General features: G+C 66.1%; 14 protein-coding genes. 5 read left to right on the top strand and 9 right to left on the bottom strand.

Going from position 1 to position 16711, the window contains the following annotated elements:
- Positions 1 to 184 precede the first annotated feature (184 nt).
- The 3 genes from ACVOLJ_RS20080 to ACVOLJ_RS20070 all read right to left on the bottom strand — a co-directional run bounded on the left by ACVOLJ_RS20080 (position 185) and on the right by ACVOLJ_RS20070 (position 4398).
- On the bottom strand, positions 185 to 1834 hold the full coding sequence (locus ACVOLJ_RS20080) for a phosphoethanolamine transferase (RefSeq protein WP_481564924.1): 1650 nt from the start codon (positions 1832 to 1834) through the stop codon (positions 185 to 187).
- Positions 1831 to 2583 (bottom strand): phosphatase PAP2 family protein, encoded by a 753-nt coding sequence (locus ACVOLJ_RS20075; RefSeq protein ID WP_481564923.1) that lies wholly within the window; start codon positions 2581 to 2583, stop codon positions 1831 to 1833. Before ACVOLJ_RS20075 ends, ACVOLJ_RS20080 begins: the two co-directional genes overlap by 4 nt.
- A 111-nt stretch (positions 2584 to 2694) precedes the next feature.
- On the bottom strand, positions 2695 to 4398 hold the full coding sequence (locus ACVOLJ_RS20070) for an ArnT family glycosyltransferase (protein WP_481564922.1): 1704 nt from the start codon (positions 4396 to 4398) through the stop codon (positions 2695 to 2697).
- A 132-nt stretch (positions 4399 to 4530) separates the two neighbouring features.
- Between ACVOLJ_RS20070 and ACVOLJ_RS20065 the strand changes: the two genes are divergently transcribed.
- Positions 4531 to 5241, top strand: coding sequence for a response regulator transcription factor (locus tag ACVOLJ_RS20065; protein WP_481564921.1), 711 nt, complete (start codon positions 4531 to 4533; stop codon positions 5239 to 5241).
- Complete coding sequence (locus tag ACVOLJ_RS20060; RefSeq protein WP_481564920.1) at positions 5231 to 6511, top strand: sensor histidine kinase; 1281 nt, start codon at positions 5231 to 5233, stop codon at positions 6509 to 6511. Before ACVOLJ_RS20065 ends, ACVOLJ_RS20060 begins: the two co-directional genes overlap by 11 nt.
- Positions 6512 to 7024: 513 nt before the next feature.
- Here the strand turns inward: ACVOLJ_RS20060 and ACVOLJ_RS20055 are convergent.
- Complete coding sequence (locus tag ACVOLJ_RS20055; protein WP_481564919.1) at positions 7025 to 7414, bottom strand: VOC family protein; 390 nt, start codon at positions 7412 to 7414, stop codon at positions 7025 to 7027.
- Between the two features lie 156 nt (positions 7415 to 7570).
- On the opposite strand from ACVOLJ_RS20055, the gene ACVOLJ_RS20050 reads away from it, so the two are divergent.
- Complete coding sequence (locus ACVOLJ_RS20050; RefSeq protein ID WP_394122857.1) at positions 7571 to 8821, top strand: DUF819 family protein; 1251 nt, start codon at positions 7571 to 7573, stop codon at positions 8819 to 8821.
- A gap of 202 nt (positions 8822 to 9023) precedes the next feature.
- A complete protein-coding gene (locus ACVOLJ_RS20045) occupies positions 9024 to 10169 on the top strand; it encodes a DUF3103 family protein (protein ID WP_481564918.1) in 1146 nt (381 codons plus the stop codon).
- A 102-nt stretch (positions 10170 to 10271) separates the two neighbouring features.
- Here the strand turns inward: ACVOLJ_RS20045 and ACVOLJ_RS20040 are convergent, their stop codons facing one another.
- The gene (locus tag ACVOLJ_RS20040) at positions 10272 to 10496 is read right to left on the bottom strand and encodes a YbdD/YjiX family protein (RefSeq protein WP_025877091.1); all 225 of its coding nucleotides are present in this window, start codon (positions 10494 to 10496) and stop codon (positions 10272 to 10274) included.
- Complete coding sequence (locus tag ACVOLJ_RS20035) at positions 10496 to 12577, bottom strand: carbon starvation CstA family protein (RefSeq protein ID WP_481564917.1); 2082 nt, start codon at positions 12575 to 12577, stop codon at positions 10496 to 10498. Before ACVOLJ_RS20035 ends, ACVOLJ_RS20040 begins: the two co-directional genes overlap by 1 nt.
- Positions 12578 to 12846: 269 nt before the next feature.
- Here ACVOLJ_RS20035 and ACVOLJ_RS20030 point away from each other — a divergent pair, with 269 nt between their 5' ends.
- Entirely contained in the window at positions 12847 to 13698 is an 852-nt protein-coding gene (locus ACVOLJ_RS20030) for a pirin family protein (RefSeq protein WP_481564916.1), read from the top strand.
- Between the two features lie 161 nt (positions 13699 to 13859).
- Here ACVOLJ_RS20030 and ACVOLJ_RS20025 read toward each other — a convergent pair whose 3' ends face one another.
- The 3 genes from ACVOLJ_RS20025 to ACVOLJ_RS20015 all read right to left on the bottom strand — a co-directional run bounded on the left by ACVOLJ_RS20025 (position 13860) and on the right by ACVOLJ_RS20015 (position 16216).
- Entirely contained in the window at positions 13860 to 14318 is a 459-nt protein-coding gene (locus tag ACVOLJ_RS20025; RefSeq protein ID WP_475279945.1) for a hypothetical protein, read from the bottom strand.
- Between the two features lie 193 nt (positions 14319 to 14511).
- On the bottom strand, positions 14512 to 15231 hold the full coding sequence (gene aqpZ, locus ACVOLJ_RS20020; RefSeq protein ID WP_475279944.1) for an aquaporin Z: 720 nt from the start codon (positions 15229 to 15231) through the stop codon (positions 14512 to 14514).
- Positions 15232 to 15352: 121 nt separating this feature from the next.
- A complete protein-coding gene (locus ACVOLJ_RS20015; RefSeq protein WP_475279943.1) occupies positions 15353 to 16216 on the bottom strand; it encodes a pirin family protein in 864 nt (287 codons plus the stop codon).
- Positions 16217 to 16711 lie beyond the last annotated feature (495 nt).

Genomic DNA, 16711 nt, shown 5'->3' with positions numbered 1-16711 from the left:
GGGGGGCGGGGGCGCGCGCCGCCGCCCCCCCGCGGCCGTCCGCCCCCCCACTCCCCCGCCCCCCCCCCCCCCCCCCCCCCCCCCCCCCCCCCCCCCCCCCGCCAATCCACGGAATGCCAGCTTTTGCTGTTGCTTCGGCTCTGGCTTCGGCAGGTGCAGGGCTGCAAGCCCTGCCGAACAACCCTCAACTCTCGCAGTTGGCGAACACGTCGCGGTCGCGTTCGTACAGCGAGGTCTTCACCTGCATCAGCCCCAGCACCGACGGGAACAGGTTGTCGTGGTCGGTATACGCTGCCGAACGCGTGCGCAGGCACTGCAGGTTCAATCCGCGGCTGCTGGCGAAGCCCGGCGAGAACCACATCGTCATCGGTACCCGGGTCTGCTCGGCCGGTGCAATCGCATACGGTACGCCGTGCAGGTACAGGCCCTTTTCGCCCAGCGATTCACCATGGTCGGACAGGTAGATCATCGCCGTGTCGTAGTCCTGCAGGCCCTGCAACGTACCGATCGTCTTGCTCAGGAAGTGATCGGTGTACAGCACCGCGTTGTCGTAGCTGTTGGTGATCTCTTCGCGCGCGCAACGGCCGATATCGCGGGTATCGCAGGTGGGGTTGAAGCGCCGGAACGCAGCGGGGTAGCGCTCGAAGTAAGCCGGTCCGTGGTTGCCCAGCTGGTGCAGCACGACCACCCGGTCGCCAGGCTTCGCACGTACCTGCGTGGCGAGGTCCTGCAGCAGGATCTCATCCATGCAGCGACCATCGGCACACAGGCCCGGCGTGGTCGCATCGGACAGCGACTGGAAGTCCAACCCCTCGCACACACCCTTGCAGCCGGACTGGTTGTCGCGCCACAACGGCGCGATGCCTGCGCGGTTCAATACATGCAGCAGCGACTGATGCGCGCGGATCTTCTTTTCGTCGTAATCGTGGCGGCCCCACGGCGAGAACAGGCACGGCAGCGATACCTCGGTGCTGGTGCCGCAGGAATGCATGTCCGGGAAGTTCACCACCGGGGCCTGTGCCAGTTCCGGGGTGGTGTTGCGGCCGCCGTTCAAGCCCCAGTTCTGCGCACGCACGGTTTCGCCCATCACGATCACCAGCAGGCGCGGCTTGCTGGTCGGCGCGCGTGGGGTCGCCTTGGCATCGGTGCCGATCGGCAGCTTCGGCGCGCGCTGCACCGGGTTGTCACCACGCAGCGCCCGCGGCAGGCCCAGCAGCACGTTGGCCGGCGTCGCCAGATAGCGCACCTCGCGCTGGTTGCGCATCAGTGCCGAGACATCCTGGAAGGAAATCAGCGCGCCACCAATGGCAGTTGCCGCCGCGACCAGCAGGAAGCCGGCGCGCCACAGCAGGCTGCGTGCCCAGTGGCGGCGACGCAGCTCGATGCGCCACAGCACCACCATCGGCAGCGCAGCCAGCAGCAGTACCGGCCACAGCAGCGACGGCGTCATCAGTTCGCGGCTTTCCTTCGGGTCGGTGGCCAGTACGTTGCGCAGCATGTCCGCATCCAGGTAGATGTGGTAACGGCTCATGTAATGGGCGGCAAACGCGGTGACCAGCAGCAGTACGCTGATCACCACCTTGGCATTCCAGCGCCACACCAGGATGCCCAGCAGCACGCCGTGCGCTCCCAGCAGCAGCAACAGCAGCGAAAGCGCATACCGCAGGCTGCCCGGATGGCTGGCCATGGCGCTGTGCCAGAACAGGCCATTGCCGGCCACGGCGAAGAACAGGCTGGTCAGGATGATCAGCGCTTCGGTGGACAGCTGCGGCCGCCATGCGCGGATGCTGGCCAGTGTCGGCAGTCGCAAGGAACGTTGGACCGATGCGTTCATGCAATCGCCTCCTGGCGGGTCGAGCGATCCAACGTGCGGCGGACCATCAGGTACAGGCCCAGCGACAGCAGCCAACATATCAAGGCGGTGGCAATGTCATGCGAAAGGAAATGGGCACCGCGCAGCTGCTGGCCGATACCGAACACCAGGCCACTGCCGAGGCCGATCCACAATCCGGCCCAACGCCAGGTGGGGCGCCACAGCAGCGCGAAGAAGTACAGGCACATCCATGCGTATCCCGCGCTTGCGTGGCCGGCGGGGAAACAGGCGCGCGCGGCCATGCCGGTCGGGCGGCTGCTGAAGAGGCCGACGAACGGTTCGTGCCCGCCATAGCGCAGCAGATCCCACGGGCAGTCCATCGGCACCAGTGACTTCAGCAGCGAGATCAGCCCGGTGCCGAGTGCCACGGCCACCACCACATACAGCAACGCCCAACGCAGCGTGCGATCGCGGCCACGGCGCCAGTGGTGGAAGCACAGCAGCATCGCCACCAGTGCCGCGGCGGTGCTCAGCCACTTGCCCGCCTTGTGCACCACCGAGCGTGTCAACCACGCGTCCTGCAGCGCCCAGCGTCCGCCTTCCAGCCGGAACAGATGGTCGGCCAGCCACTGGTCGCCACCGAAGCCCATCATCAGGGTGAACAGCGCAATGCCGGCTGCAACAGGCAACCACAGATGGGTAACGGCAAAACGCGATGCCAACCGCGATGGCGCGAAGGAGACTGCCGGGGCAAGAGGACGAGCGGGCATGCAGGAAAGGGCCGTTACGGGAATCCGCGGCCATGCTCGTCACTGGCATGTCGGAGAAGGGTCGTACATGCGTTTGTGCCGGGTTAATCCGCACCCGGCGCACATCATCGTTCAGTCTTCGTCGTCGTTGGCGCCAGCACGCTCGGCATGGCAGGCGGGATCCCAGGCGGTGCCCGGAAGCAACTGCCAACGATTCCTGTTGGCAACACCGATCTCGACGACCTGGGCCGGATCGACACAAGGGCTCATGGCCTTGTCCAGCACCAGCAACCAGCGCTTGTCCGGCGCTTCGGCCAACCATGGACCGGCGTCGTGCCACTGCTCGGCCCACGGCCGCTTGAAGCCGAACTCGCGCACCGGCCGGTCGGCCTGCAGCAGGTTCTGTTCGCGCCAGGCCACCAGGGCCAGCTCGGCATCGGGACCGATCCGGTTGCCCACCCGGCGCATCACCGCCGACGCCGATGCGTAAGGGTCCAGCGCGGGCATCAGCACCAGCCCGTAAAGCATCCACAGCATCGCGTGCGCAAGCAGCACCAGCGTTGCCGCGCGCCGTACCCGCAGCCACAACGCCACGGTCGCCAGGGCGATGGCGAAGGTCAGCAGGCCATCACCCAGCACCGGCAACAGCGTATCGGGCATCGCCCGCCGCGCCAGTTGTGCCTGCGCCCATGGGCTGTCGGTCAGCATCATCACGCCCAGTACGCCGGTGGCCAGCATCAGCACCAGGCTGTAGCCGAACAGGTAACGGCGCACGCACAGCCGGCGCAGCAGGCCGGGCAGCAAGGGGGCTGCCGCCAGCGCAACTGCAGGCAGCATCGGCAGCAGGTAGACCTCGCGCTTGCCCGGGCTGGCACTGAAGAACAGCAGCACCAGTACGGACCAGCCCAGCAGCAGCCATTGCCGGCGGTCGCCCCGGCGCAGACGCCGCCACCAGGGTTTGGCCAGCAGAGGCAGCAGCAAACTGCCCGGCAGCCACAGCGTGGCGATCACCTGCAGGTAGTACCAGGCCGGCTGGCGGTGGTGCCAGGCGTTTGCGTAGCGGGTGCCGGTCTGCTTGAACAGCAGCTCATGTGCGTACGACTGCAGCGTCGCGCTGGGCTCATGCAGCAGTGCCCAGCCCAATGGCGCCAGCCACACCGCGGTGCCCAGCAGGAAGGCCGGAACCAGCCACAGCAGCGTGGCCGGGTGCGGGCCTTCCACTACGCGCCCGCGGCGGCGCTGGTACAGCCACCAGCCGAACCACGGCAGCACCATCAGCAGCGGCAGGAAGCCCACACCCTTGGTCACCGTTCCCACACCGGCAGCAACGCCGGCCAGCCACAGTGCCGGCAGGTTGCGGCGCTCGCACAGGTGGCGCAGCAGGCCCCACAGCGCCAGCGTGGTCATCGCCACCAGCACCATGTCGATCTGCGCGCGCTTGGCCATCAGCCCGAACTGCAGGGTGCAGAACAGCGCTCCCAGTGCGTACAGCGAATGGCGCGGTGACCACAGGCGGCGGGCGAGGTCGGACACCAGCCACAGGCTGAGCAGCGCGGCCAGCAGCGATGGCAGCAGGAACGACCACTGCCAGCTGCCGACCACCTGATGGGCGGCGGCCTGCAGCCACATGAACACCGGCGGTTTTTCGGCGTACAGTTCACTGCCCCGGTGCGGCAGCAGCCATTGCCCGCTCTCGACCATGGCCCGCGCGGCCAGCACGAACCGTGGCTCGTCCGGCGGCTGCGGCTGGCGCATGCCAAGACCGGCAGCCAGCGCCATCACGATCAGCAGCCACAGCAGGGGAAGGTGCCAGCGGCGGGGCAGGGCAACGGGCACGGCGAGCTCCGGCAGCAAAACGGCCATTCTGATGAGGGGCACGTGGGAAAGCCGTCAGAGCCGCCACCACGGCGACCGCATTCCGACATCCGCAGCGCTACCATGGTGGCACTTCCCGTGGATGTTTCGTGCATGCGCCTGTTGGTGATCGAGGACAACCGCCAGCTGGTGGCCAACCTGTTCGACTATTTCGAGTCGCGCGGGCATGTGCTTGATGTGGCCCCGGATGGCATCACCGGGCTGCACCTTGCCGGCAGCCACCCCTACGATGCGGTGATCCTGGACTGGATGCTGCCACGCATGGAGGGCCCGGAAGTCCTGCGCAGGCTGCGCGCCGAGCATGCCTCGGAGGTACCGGTGATCATGCTGACCGCGCGCGACGAGCTGCCGGACAAGATCGCCGGTTTCCGTGCCGGTGCTGATGACTACCTGACCAAGCCCTTCGCCCTGCCGGAACTGGAAGTACGCCTGGAAGCGCTGCTGCTGCGCGCGCAGGGCCGCAATCCGCGCAAACGCCTGCAGGTGGGCGACCTGGTGCTGGATCTGGCAACCCTGGAGGCGCAGCGCGCCGGCCAGGTGCTGCATCTGTACCCGGCCTGCCGCAAGCTGCTTGAGGTGCTGATGCGTGCCAGCCCGGGCGCGGTTACCCGGCAGCAGCTGGAATTCGCGCTGTGGGGAGACGAGCCACCCGATGGTGACCTGCTGCGCTCGCACGTGTACGAACTGCGCCGCAGCGTGGATGGGCCGTTCGGCGACAAGCTGATCCACACCCTGCCGCGGGTCGGGTACCGGCTGGCGTCCACTGCGGGCACCGATGCACGGAACGATGAAGATGGCGCGTAAACCCGGCCCGCTGTACCGGCGGGTGGTGTGGTGGCTGCTGGGCTACCTGGCGCTGATCTCGCTGGCGGTGTTCAGCGTGGGCAACTACGTCCACGAGCACGCCGAGCACGCGGCGTGGCGCGCACTGCTGAACTCGGAACTGGACAGCATCGTCGACCACACCGAGCACGAACCGCATTACCGCTGGCAGGACTCCGATACGTTGAGCCTGTATCGCTTCGACGAAGCCAACATGCCCGCCAGCCTGCGCAGCCTGCATCCGGGGTTGCATGACGGGGTGATGATCGGCGCGCGCGAAACCGCGGTGATGGTGCGCGATACCGGCTCGATGGGGCGGGTTGCGCTGGCCCTGGACATCTCCGATTTCCACGACCTGGAACAGTTCGCCACACGCTGGGTGATGCTGGCCGGCATCATCATGATCTTCGTCACCGTGCTGATGGCCTCGTTCGGCATGGAACGCATGGTGCGTCCGTTGAGCCTGCTGGCCCAGCATATCGGCGCCCTGCGGCCGGGCGTGCAGGGCCAGCGTATCGAGGTTGATCCGCGCGGTAGTTCCGAGCTTCACACCATCGCCGGTGCGTTGAATGACTATCTCGAACGCAACGAACAGTTCGTGGAGCGCGAGCGGGTGTTCATCAGCACCGCCAGCCACGAACTGCGCACACCGATCGCGGTGATGACCGGTGCCGCCGAGTTGGCCCTGGAACAGCCGGGCCTGCCCGAGCGTGCACGCCAGCAGGTGCAGCGTGTGCTGCGAACGGCACAGGGCGTCGAACAGCTGATCGAACTGCTGCTGGTGCTGGCACGCGATCCGGCGCGGTTGGCCGCCAGAGCCGAACGCATCGCCCTGGACCAGTTGCTGCCGGAGATCGTCGATGACCATCGACACCTGCTGGGCGACAAGGATCTGAGCATTGGCATCCAGGCCGCGCCGGTCGACATCGTCGCGCCGCTGGCGGTGGTGCAGGCTGCGATCGGCAACCTGCTGCGCAATGCCATCGAGAACAGCGGACGTGGTCGTATCGAACTGCGCCTGACATCGTCGGCGATACTGACCCTGCAGGATCCAGGGCATGGCATGAGTCCGGAGGAGATCGCCGCCATCCACGCACGCATGGCGCGCGGCGAACGTGGCGACCGCAGCGGGATCGGCCTGGAGTTGATCGCGCGCCTGTGCGAGCACCTGGGCTGGACCCTGCAGCTGCAACCCTGCGCGCCACGCGGCACGTTGGCCACCCTCGACTTCGGCGCCTCGCGCCCGGGCTGAGCCGGCGGTTGGCAGGTGCCAACCTGGGTCGGCACGCTGTCCGTCGACCAAGGTCGACGCCTACCAGAGCAATGGCCGCCCCTGTCCCGGTAGATGCCAACCTTGGTTGGCAGTCTGTCCGTCGACCAAGGTCGACGCCTACCAGAGCAATGGCCGCCCCTGTCCCGGTAGGTGCCAACCCGGGTTGGCACGCTGTCCGTCGACCAAGGTCGACGCCTACCAGAGCAATGGCCGCCCCTGTCCCGGTAGATGCCAACCTGGGTTGGCATTCTGCCCGTCGACCGAGGTCGACGCCTACCAGAGCAATGGCCGCCCCTGTCCCGGTAGATGCCAACTTGGGTTGGCAGTCTGTCCGTCGATCAAGGTCGACGCCTACCAGAGCAATGGCCGCCCCTGTCCCGGTAGATGCCAACCTTGGTTTGCAGGCTGTCCGTCGACCAAGGTCGACGCCTACCAGAGCAATGGCCGCTCGTGTCCTCGTAGGTGCCAACCTGGGTTGGCACGCTGTCCGCGTCACCGTCCCTTCGGGCGCTCCACATGCTGGTCGATCAGGATCACGTTGCCATCCGGATCGGCCAGCTGCAGGTAGCCGGTGCCCTGGCCGTCAGGATCGGTGCGCACCGCCAGTTCAATGCCTTTCGCATCCAGCTCGGCCTGCAGCTGGCGGACATCCTGGAACGCGGGCAATTCCTGCCTGTGCTGGTCCCAGCCGGGGTTGAAGGTCAGCAGGTTGCCCTCGAACATGCCTTGGAACAGGCCGATCACGATGCCGTTGTTGCGCAGTACCAGCCAGTTCTGCGCGGCGTCACCGCCGGTCACTGAAAACCCGAGCGCCTCATAGAACGTGCGCGAGCCCGCCAGATCCTTCACTGCCAGGCTGACTGAAAAAGCACCGAGTTGCATGGGGCCGGCTCCACAGGGCGATGCCGGGATTCTCGGCAGCATCGGCGCTTGCCGCAAGCAGCGCCGCATGACCCGGCGTGAAGACTATGTTAATTTCAATCTGCGCCGCCTTATGCGGCGCTTTTTTTTCCGCTCTTTCGATCGACAGAGGATCCCATGCCGACCGAACCCGCTACTGCCCTGATCAGCAACGACATCGTTGGACTGGGCCTGATCGCCGCCACCCTGGCCCTGATTTTCTGGGCTGCCAGCGGCCCGACGCCCCTGCTGAAGAAGATCTTCGCCTGGGTGCCGGCACTGCTGCTGTGCTACTTCATTCCTGCCATCTACAACACCGCCGGTGTCATCGATGGCCACAACACGTCGTTGTACAACCCGGTCGCGCGCGATGTGCTGCTGCCGGCGGCGCTGGTTCTGCTGACCCTGTCGATCGACCTGAAAGGCATCGCCAAGCTCGGCCCGAAGCTGCTGCTGGTGTTCTGCGCAGGCACCGCCGGCATCATGCTGGGGGCGATCGTCTCCTTCCAGGTGATGAAACTGATCCATCCGGAAACCGTGGCCGGTGACACCTGGGCCGGCATGGCCGCGTTGGCCGGCAGCTGGATCGGCGGGGGTGCCAACATGGTCGCCATGCGCGAAGTGTTCGGCACCGACGCCACCACCTTTGGCCAGTTCGCCGTGGTCGATGTGGCCTGCGCCAGCCTGTGGATGGCGATCCTGTTGTTCATGGCCAACCGTGCCCAGCAGATCGACGCCCGCAACGGCGCCGATACCCGTGCCATCGATGAGATGAAGGCGCGCATCAGTGCCTACGACGCGCAGAACGCGCGCATTCCGAGCATGACCGACCTGATGGTGATCGTCGGCGTGGCGCTCGGTGGTGTCGGCCTGGCCCATGCCATTGCTGCGCCGTTGTCGGGCTGGTTCAAGGCCAATGTCAGCTGGGCCAGCCAGTTCAGCCTGGACAGCCAGTTCGTATGGGTCATCCTGCTCTCCACCGCAATGGGCCTGACCCTCAGCTTTACCCGTGCGCGCCGGCTGGAAGCGGCCGGGGCCTCGCGCCTGGGCACGGTGTTCCTGTACTTCCTGATCGCCTGCATCGGCATGCAGATGAATCTGTTGTCGCTGCTGGACCGGCCGTGGTTGTTCCTGCTCGGCGCGATCTGGATGGCGACCCACGTGCTGGTGCTGTGGATCGTGGCCAAGCTGGTGCGCGCACCGCTGTTCTTCTTCGCCATTGGTTCGCAGGGCAACATCGGCGCGGCAGCCTCGGCGCCGGTGGTGGCAGCGGCGTTCCACCCGACGCTGGCACCGGTAGGGGTGCTGCTGGGCACGGTGGGCTATGCCACCGGCACCGGGCTGGCCTATGTGACGGGCCTGATCCTGAAGTGGATGGCCAACGGCTGAGGCGCGTGGGCTGCGCGCGCTCTGCGCAGCCGGGCCCATGCCCGGCTGCTTTGAGCATTGCATCTGCGGTTGCCGGAACTGTGCGGTGCATACCGGAACGTATGGTGCCGACCACGTAGCGTTGGGACATGCGTCGCGTGGGGAAGGGGGCTCGCGGCGCAGCCTCCGCTGGCGGCTGCCAGCCTTCCCAACAGGTGTATTCATGACGAATCAACGGAAGTTTCGTGCGTCGGCGCTGCTGGCGCTGATGCTGGGCAGCGCGTCGGCGTTGGCGCAAACCCCGCTGCAGGCTCGCCCCGCCGCTGTGCAGGCGATCACCGATGCCAGTGCGCGTGACGTCGCGGCCCTGATCGCGCAACCGGGCTTTGCCGATGCGGCGCGCGCGGCACTGCAGTCGGCGCCGGAACAGGGCGTGGCACTGCAACAGGTCATGGCGCGCTTTGATCCACAATCACGTACGCGGGCAAGCACCGTGTTGGCAGTGCAGGATCGCCAGCTGCGCCAGCACAAGGGCCTGCCGTCGCAGGGCGAAGGGCTGCTGCAGTTGCGTGCGTATGTGCCCGAGGGGCACACCCTGGCCGCCATCAACCCACGCCAGTTGTGGGTGGCGAGCCTGCCGCGCGGCAACGATCGCGACTGGACTACCCTGACCGCCTACGATGCGCAGGGGCGCGCCCATGTGCTGGATGCGAAGCAGGCACCGGACTTCCCTGTGCTGATCGTCGATGTCGACACCCGGCGTTCGGTGCGCGAAGGCATGGCGCTGGTCAATGCGGGGCTGCGCGCACGCGGTCTGCAGTCGCCGGACCGGATCAGCATGGCCGCCAACGGCACCCGCGCGTCGCTGGATATCACCCGCCTGGACCGCATCCGCCTGGCCGATGACCAGGAGCCGTGGGCACTGGGTGCGGCTGAAGTGTTCGCCATCGTGTCCGGGTTGCAGGTCGATGCTGCCGAACCCGAGCTGGTCACGGTCGACATGCCCTATCTGGATCACGACCAGACCGATTACACCCCGCAGCAGCCGCTGATCATCTGGGGCAACTACCGGTTCAACGCCGCCAACGTGCAGTTGTTCGAAGACGACGGTGACACCAACTACCAGGATCTGCTGGTCGCGCTGACTACCGGCGTGAAGACTGCACTCGGTGCCTTTGCCCCGGAGTACGCCGTGATCGCCGACATCGCCGGTGCCATTCTCAAGGCCATGCCGACGTCGTGGTTCGCCAACGACGCCGATTACCTGGACAGCTTCTACCTGTTGCAGCGCGGGCAGGGCTACGCCGATCGCATGGGCGCGGCCAACAACGCAAAGGTCACCCTCACCCCGATCACGCTGGTGGAGTAGTCCATAGGGGCCATTGGATCCACCGATGGCGCGGATCCCCCCGTCCTTGCTGCGGTTGCTTCTGCGGGTGCCGGGCTGCAAGCCCGGCACCCGCCTCACACTTCAGCAGCAACGGCCGCCGTTGCGTCCGCCATACCGCGCTTCCTGCCGCTCACGGAAGAACGTCTTGTAGTCCATCGGCTCGCGGTCCGGATGCTTCTCCCGCACATGCCGCACATAGTTGTCGTAGTCGGGAATCCCGCAGCACAGTCGCGCGGTCTGCACCAGGCGCCGCCAGATCCGGCGATGCGCCTGGTACTGGCCAACCGGAACCAGTTGTGTGCTCATTACAGATCCACCATTTCATGCGGCTTGAGCGCCACGTAAGGGGTTTCGCGGTCGCTGCGCTGCGGATTGCGGCGCGCCGCCATGATCGTCTTGATCGAGTACACCAGCACCGAAGCCACCACCAGCAGGAACAGCGCCGTCAGGCCGGTGTTGACGTAGGCATTGACCACGATCTGCTGCATCTGTGCAACCGACTTGGCCGGTGCGGTGATGGTGCCGCTGGCCAGCGCGTCCTGGAACTTGTGTGCCTGTGCCAGGAAGCCCTGTGCCGGGTTGCTGTCGAAGATCTTGATGAAGCCGGCATAGGTGGTGCAGATCAGCAGCCACACCGCCGGCACCGCAGTCACCCAGGCATAGCGGTCACGCTTCATCTTGAACAGCACCACGGTGCCCAGCATCAGCGCGATACCGGCCAGCATCTGGTTGGAGATGCCGAACAGCGGCCACAGCGTCTGGATGCCGCCAAACGGATCCACCACACCGGTGTAGAGCAGGTAGCCCCACAGTGCCACGCAGCCGGCGGTGCCGATGATGTTGGCTGTCCACGACTCGGTCTTCTTCAGCGCGGGGATGAAGTTGCCCAGCAGGTCCTGCAGCATGAAGCGGCCAGCACGGGTACCGGCATCCACTGCGGTCAGGATGAACAGTGCTTCGAACAGGATGGCGAAGTGGTACCAGAAGGCCATCATCGCGTCGCTGCTGCTCGGAATCGCCTCGTGCAGGATCTGCGCGATGCCCACCGCCAACGTTGGCGCGCCACCGGCGCGATGCAGGATGGTGGGTTCACCAATGGCCGCTGCGGTGGCGGTCAGCTGTTCCGGGGTGATGGTGAAGCCCCAGGTATTGGTGATGTAGTGCGCGGCCGACGCAGCATCCGCACCGATCACCGCCGCCGGGCTGTTCATTGCGAAATAGATGCCCGGATCGATGATCGAAGCAGCCACCAGCGCCATCACGGCAACGAATGATTCCATCAGCATGCCGCCGTAACCGATGTAGCGCATGTGCGCTTCATTGGCCAGCAGCTTGGGCGTGGTGCCCGAGGAAATCAGTGCATGGAAACCCGACACCGCACCGCAGGCGATGGTGATGAACAGGAACGGGAACATGCCGCCCTTCCACACCGGGCCGTCGCCGCTGGCCGCGAACTGGGTCAGGGCCGGCATCTTCAGTTCCGGCATGACCACCAGGATGCCGATGGCCAGGGCGATGATCGTGCCGATCTTCAGGAAGGTCGACAGGTAATCGCGCGGTGCCAGCAGCAGCCACACCGGCAGCACCGAGGCGACGAAGCCGTAGCCGATCAGCATCCAGGTGATCTGGGTGCCGGTGAAGGTGAACGCCGGGCCCCAGGTCGGGTCTGCCGCCACCTTGCCACCGAACCAGATCGCCGCCAGCAGCAGGATCAGGCCGACCACCGAGATCTCACCGATCTTGCCGGGTCGGATGTAGCGCATGTACACGCCCATCAGGATCGCGATGGGCATCGTCGCGATCACCGTGAACATGCCCCAGGGGCTTTCGGCCAACGCCTTGACCACCACCATCGCCAGCACCGCCAGGATGATGATCATGATCAGGAAGGCACCGAACAGTGCGATGGTTCCCGGTACCTGGCCCATCTCCTCACGCACCAGGTCACCCAGCGATCGACCGTTGCGGCGGCTCGACAGGAACAGCACCATGAAGTCCTGCACTGCGCCGGCCAGTACCACGCCGACCACCAGCCACAGCAGGCCGGGCAGGTAGCCCATCTGCGCGGCGAGCACCGGGCCCACCAGCGGGCCTGCACCGGCAATGGCCGCGAAGTGGTGGCCGAACAGCACGTGCTTGTTGGTGGGCACGTAGTCCAGGCCGTCATTGTTGATCACCGCCGGGGTGGCCCGGGTCGGATCGAGCTGCATCACCTTGTCGGCGATGAACAGGCTGTAGAAGCGGTACGCCACCAGGTACAGCGAAACCGCCGCGACCACGATCCACAGTGCGTTGATGTGCTCACCACGGCGTAGCGCCACCGTACCCAGGCAGAACGCGCCGAGCAGGGCGAGTGCCGCCCAGCCTATTTTGGAAAACCCTTTCATGAGGTGCTCTCTCCCGGAAAGATGGTCAAAGAGTCCCGCGTGCCCTTGGCAGGGTCAATGTGTCCAGGACTATTGATCGGTAGTACTTTGGTCGTAGATGGCCGTGGCCTGCGCCCATTCGCACGTGCTGGCCACAACGCAGACATTGCCGCGCAGCGGACATGACGCGCTGCGAACACCAGGGATGGAACAATCGGTTGCGATGCCATCCATTGGCGTTGCCTGCCGTGGCGTCCATCTTCAGGGGCATCCATCCAACAGGAGTCGCCATGAGCCTTCCCGAACCGGTCCGCGTGCTGCGCACCATCCGTGGCATGCCCACTTCCGACGGTGCCGGCGTGCGCCTGACCCGGGTCATCGGCGGGCCGTCGCTGCCCGATCTCGATCCGTTCCTGCTGCTCGATGAATTCGGTACCGACCGTGCCGAGGACTACATCGCTGGGTTTCCCGAGCATCCGCATCGTGGTTTCGAGACCGTCACCTACATGCTGGATGGCCGCATGCGGCACCGCGACAACCACGGCAACGAAGGCCTGTTGACCCCGGGCAGCGTGCAGTGGATGACCGCCGGTCGTGGCCTGGTGCATTCGGAAATGCCCGAGCAGCAAAGCGGGCAGATGCGCGGCTTCCAGCTGTGGGTGAACCTGCCGGCGCGCGACAAGATGACCGAGCCGAAGTACCAGGAATTCGCCCCCGAAAAGATTCCGGTGGTGCGGCCGGCCGAGGGCGTGCAGGTGAAGGTGATCGCGGGCACGGTGGACGGTACCGTCGGCCCGATCGCGCAGCCGGCGACCGACCCGTTGTACCTGGACATCGAACTGGCCGCCGATCGTGCCTGGACCTACGTGCTGCCGGAAGGGCACAACGCGTTCGTCTACGTGTTCGAAGGCGGATTGACCGTGGGCGAACAGGACGCTGCGCGCGACGTGGCACGGCAGGAGCTGGCCGTGCTGGGCGGTGGCGAGCAGTTGCATCTGTCGGCAGGCGCCGACGGTGCGCGGCTGATCCTGGTAGCCGGCCGCCCGCTGCGCGAACCCGTCATGCGGCACGGCCCGTTCGTGATGAATACGCGGGAGGAGCTGATGCAGGCCTTCGTCGATTTCCAGGAAGGCCGTTTCTGAGCGGGCACGCCGGGCCAAGCCCGCGTGCAGCTGGTGGCGCCGGGCCATGCCCGGCGGATTTCCAGCACAACCCGCAACGCGCAACGCCAGGCAATGCCCGGCGCTGCCGATAGCGTGTCCGATCCAGCGGGGATGCTGCCAGGCAGTCATCCCCGTCGCCCTCAGCGCCCGTCGGCCACGGCGGACGGGGTCAGGTTCATGCCCTGCGCCAGCTGTTGCAGGCTGCCCAGTTCCTGGGTGCTGTCCGGATACAGCGCGATCTGCGCGTAGCGGCCCTTGTCCAGCTTCACCACGCTGATGCGGCGCTCGGCGTAGCCCGGCGGCTGCTGGCCGCCCAGATCCGGCTGGTACCAGTACATCGATTCACCGGCAAAGCTGCCTTTTTCCTGGCGCAGCGAGCGCGTCAATGGAATGCCCGGGTCGCGCTGGCTGAGCATCAGGCTCAGCACTTCCCGGCCCTCGCCGGTAGCTGCACGGCAGACCAGGAAACCGGCCTGCGCCTGCTGCTGCCATTGCAGGCCGCTGCTGGCTGGCAGCGATGGACATTCAACCGGGGCCTGCGCGGCGGCGTTGGCCGCAACGAACAACAGGCTCGACAAGACAACAGGCGCGAACTTCATGCATCCCCCAAGGTGGCGTGTCGTTGGCGCCGCCGGCGGCACCGGCGGCCATGGCATCCCATCCCCGGATGCCGTCCTGCCCGGCGCAAGCACGGGCGGATGACCAGACCTTAACGGAACGTGAGCGATCGCACAAATTGCGGTTGCATCGGTAACCATTGCGGCCGGCGGACGGCCGCAATGGGGGCGGGTCTCAGCGGTCGTTGCCGATCCACTTGTAGATGATGCCGCCGATCGCGCCACCCAGCAGCGGGGCGACCCAGAACAGCCACAGCTGGCTGGTGGCGCCGCTGCCTGCGAAGAAGGCCACGGCGGTCGAACGTGCCGGGTTCACCGAGGTATTGGTCACCGGAATACTGATCAGATGGATCAGGGTCAGTGCCAGGCCGATGGCCAGCGGCGCGAAGCCTGCCGGCGCCTTGCCATGGGTCGCGCCCATGATCACGATCAGGAACACCGCCGTGAGCACTACTTCACACAGGAACGCGGCAGCCACGCTGTAGCCGCCGGGTGAGAGGGCGCCATAGCCGTTGCTGGCGAACGCGCCGGCCTGGGTGCCATCAATGGCGAAGCCACTGGCACCCGAAGCGATCTGCAGCAGGATGAAACCGGCCAGCAGGCCGCCGGCCACCTGGGCAATGATGTACGGCACCAGGTCTTTGGTCGGGAAGCGCCCACCGGCCCACAGCCCGATGCTGACGGCCGGATTGAAGTGCGCGCCGGAGATGTGCCCGAACGCATAGGCACCGGTCACCACCGTCAGCCCGAACGCCAGCGCCACGCCGAGGAAACCGATACCCAGCGGATTACCGTCGCCACCGAATTTGGCAGCCAGCACCGCGCTGCCACAGCCACCCAGAACCAGCCAGAACGTGCCGAGGAATTCGGCGGACAAGCGTTTACCCATGCTCATGTGTTGCACTCCTTTGACGGTCTAAAGTGTGATTTATGTCACATTTCAGTGATCAGCGGGTGACTGTAGCGTCAACGCCGGGTGCAGAGATACACCCTCGGATGTGTGCAACACGCGATGTTCAGTACTGCGGCAGCGGGATGAATTCCTTGTCATCGCCGGGGATGGTGCCGAAGCGGCCGGCTTCCCAATCGTGCTTGGCCTGTTCGATGCGCTCCTTGGAGCTGGAGACGAAGTTCCACCACAGGTGGCGCGGGCCATCCAGCGGTTCGCCACCGAACAGCATCGCCTTCACCGGCGTCTTCGCACGCAGGCGGCCGACCGCACCGGCTTCGGGAATCACCAGGTGCTGGGCGGGAATATCCACGCCATCCAGCTGCGCCTGGCCTTCGAGAATGTACAGCGCACGCTCGCGGTGGCCATTGTCGATGTCGATTTCCGCATCCGGATCGAGGTCGATCGCCACGTTGAGGGTGTCGGCGAACACCTTGACCGGGGACTCCTCGCCGTAGGCGCGGCCGGCGATGACGCGCAGCCAGGCGCCATTGCGGCGCTGCTCAGGCAACGTGGCGGCAGCATGGTGATAGAACGCCGGTTCGATTTCCTCATGCGACTTCGGCAACGCTACCCAGGTCTGCATGCCGTGGATGGGGTTGTCGTGCGTGCGGTCCGGCGGCGGCGTGCGTTCGGAATGGGCGATGCCACGACCGGCAGTCATCCAGTTGACGTCGCCGGGCCGGATCACCTGGTCCGAGCCCAGTGTGTCGCGGTGGCCGATCGCACCGGACCACAGGTAGGTGACGGTGGCCAGACCGATGTGCGGATGCGGGCGCACGTCGATGGCGGTGCCGGGGTGCATGAGTGCCGGTCCCATCTGGTCGACGAACACGAACGAGCCGATGCTGCGGGCCTGCAGGGTAGGGACGGCACGGCGGACTTCGAGGCCGCCGATGTCGTGCACGCGCGGGGCGATGATGGTGGTCATGCGGGCGTTCTCGCTGGCAGGGATCAGGTGATCAGCATGGCATGCAGGGGTGATGGTGGCATTCCCCGTTCGGGTAACAGGTTGTTCCAGCCAACGGCGCAGCCCCTCGTGGCTGTTGGTTGGTTGCGTAGAGCGAAAAGCCGCGCTTGGCCGGGCGGAATGGGTTAGCGGGGGACGCCGTGAATCCATCCCTGGAGGCTTAGCCGCGGCATCCATGCCGCGGATACCCCCGCGAACCCATTCCGCCCGACCTTTGACAGTTTCCGGGCGCATCAGCCACGGAAAAGAAAAAAGAAAATCAAAATCAAACGCCGGTCGCTTCGCTCGCATCCACGCATGGCGTGGACCAAGCGTGTCGACCAAGGTCGACACCTACCGCAGACGCAGTTCGCCCACCGTCACCGGAGAACTGTCAAAGGTGGGGCGGGGGGGGGGGGGGGGGGCGCCAGTGCGTCGGGTGGTGGGGCGCCAGCCCCCCCCCACCACGAAAGGTCT

It is taken from the genome of Stenotrophomonas sp. STEN046, from assembly GCF_056759755.1.
The sequence above is the reverse complement of the archived record's forward strand: the minus strand, read 5'-3'. Positions and strand labels throughout refer to the sequence as shown.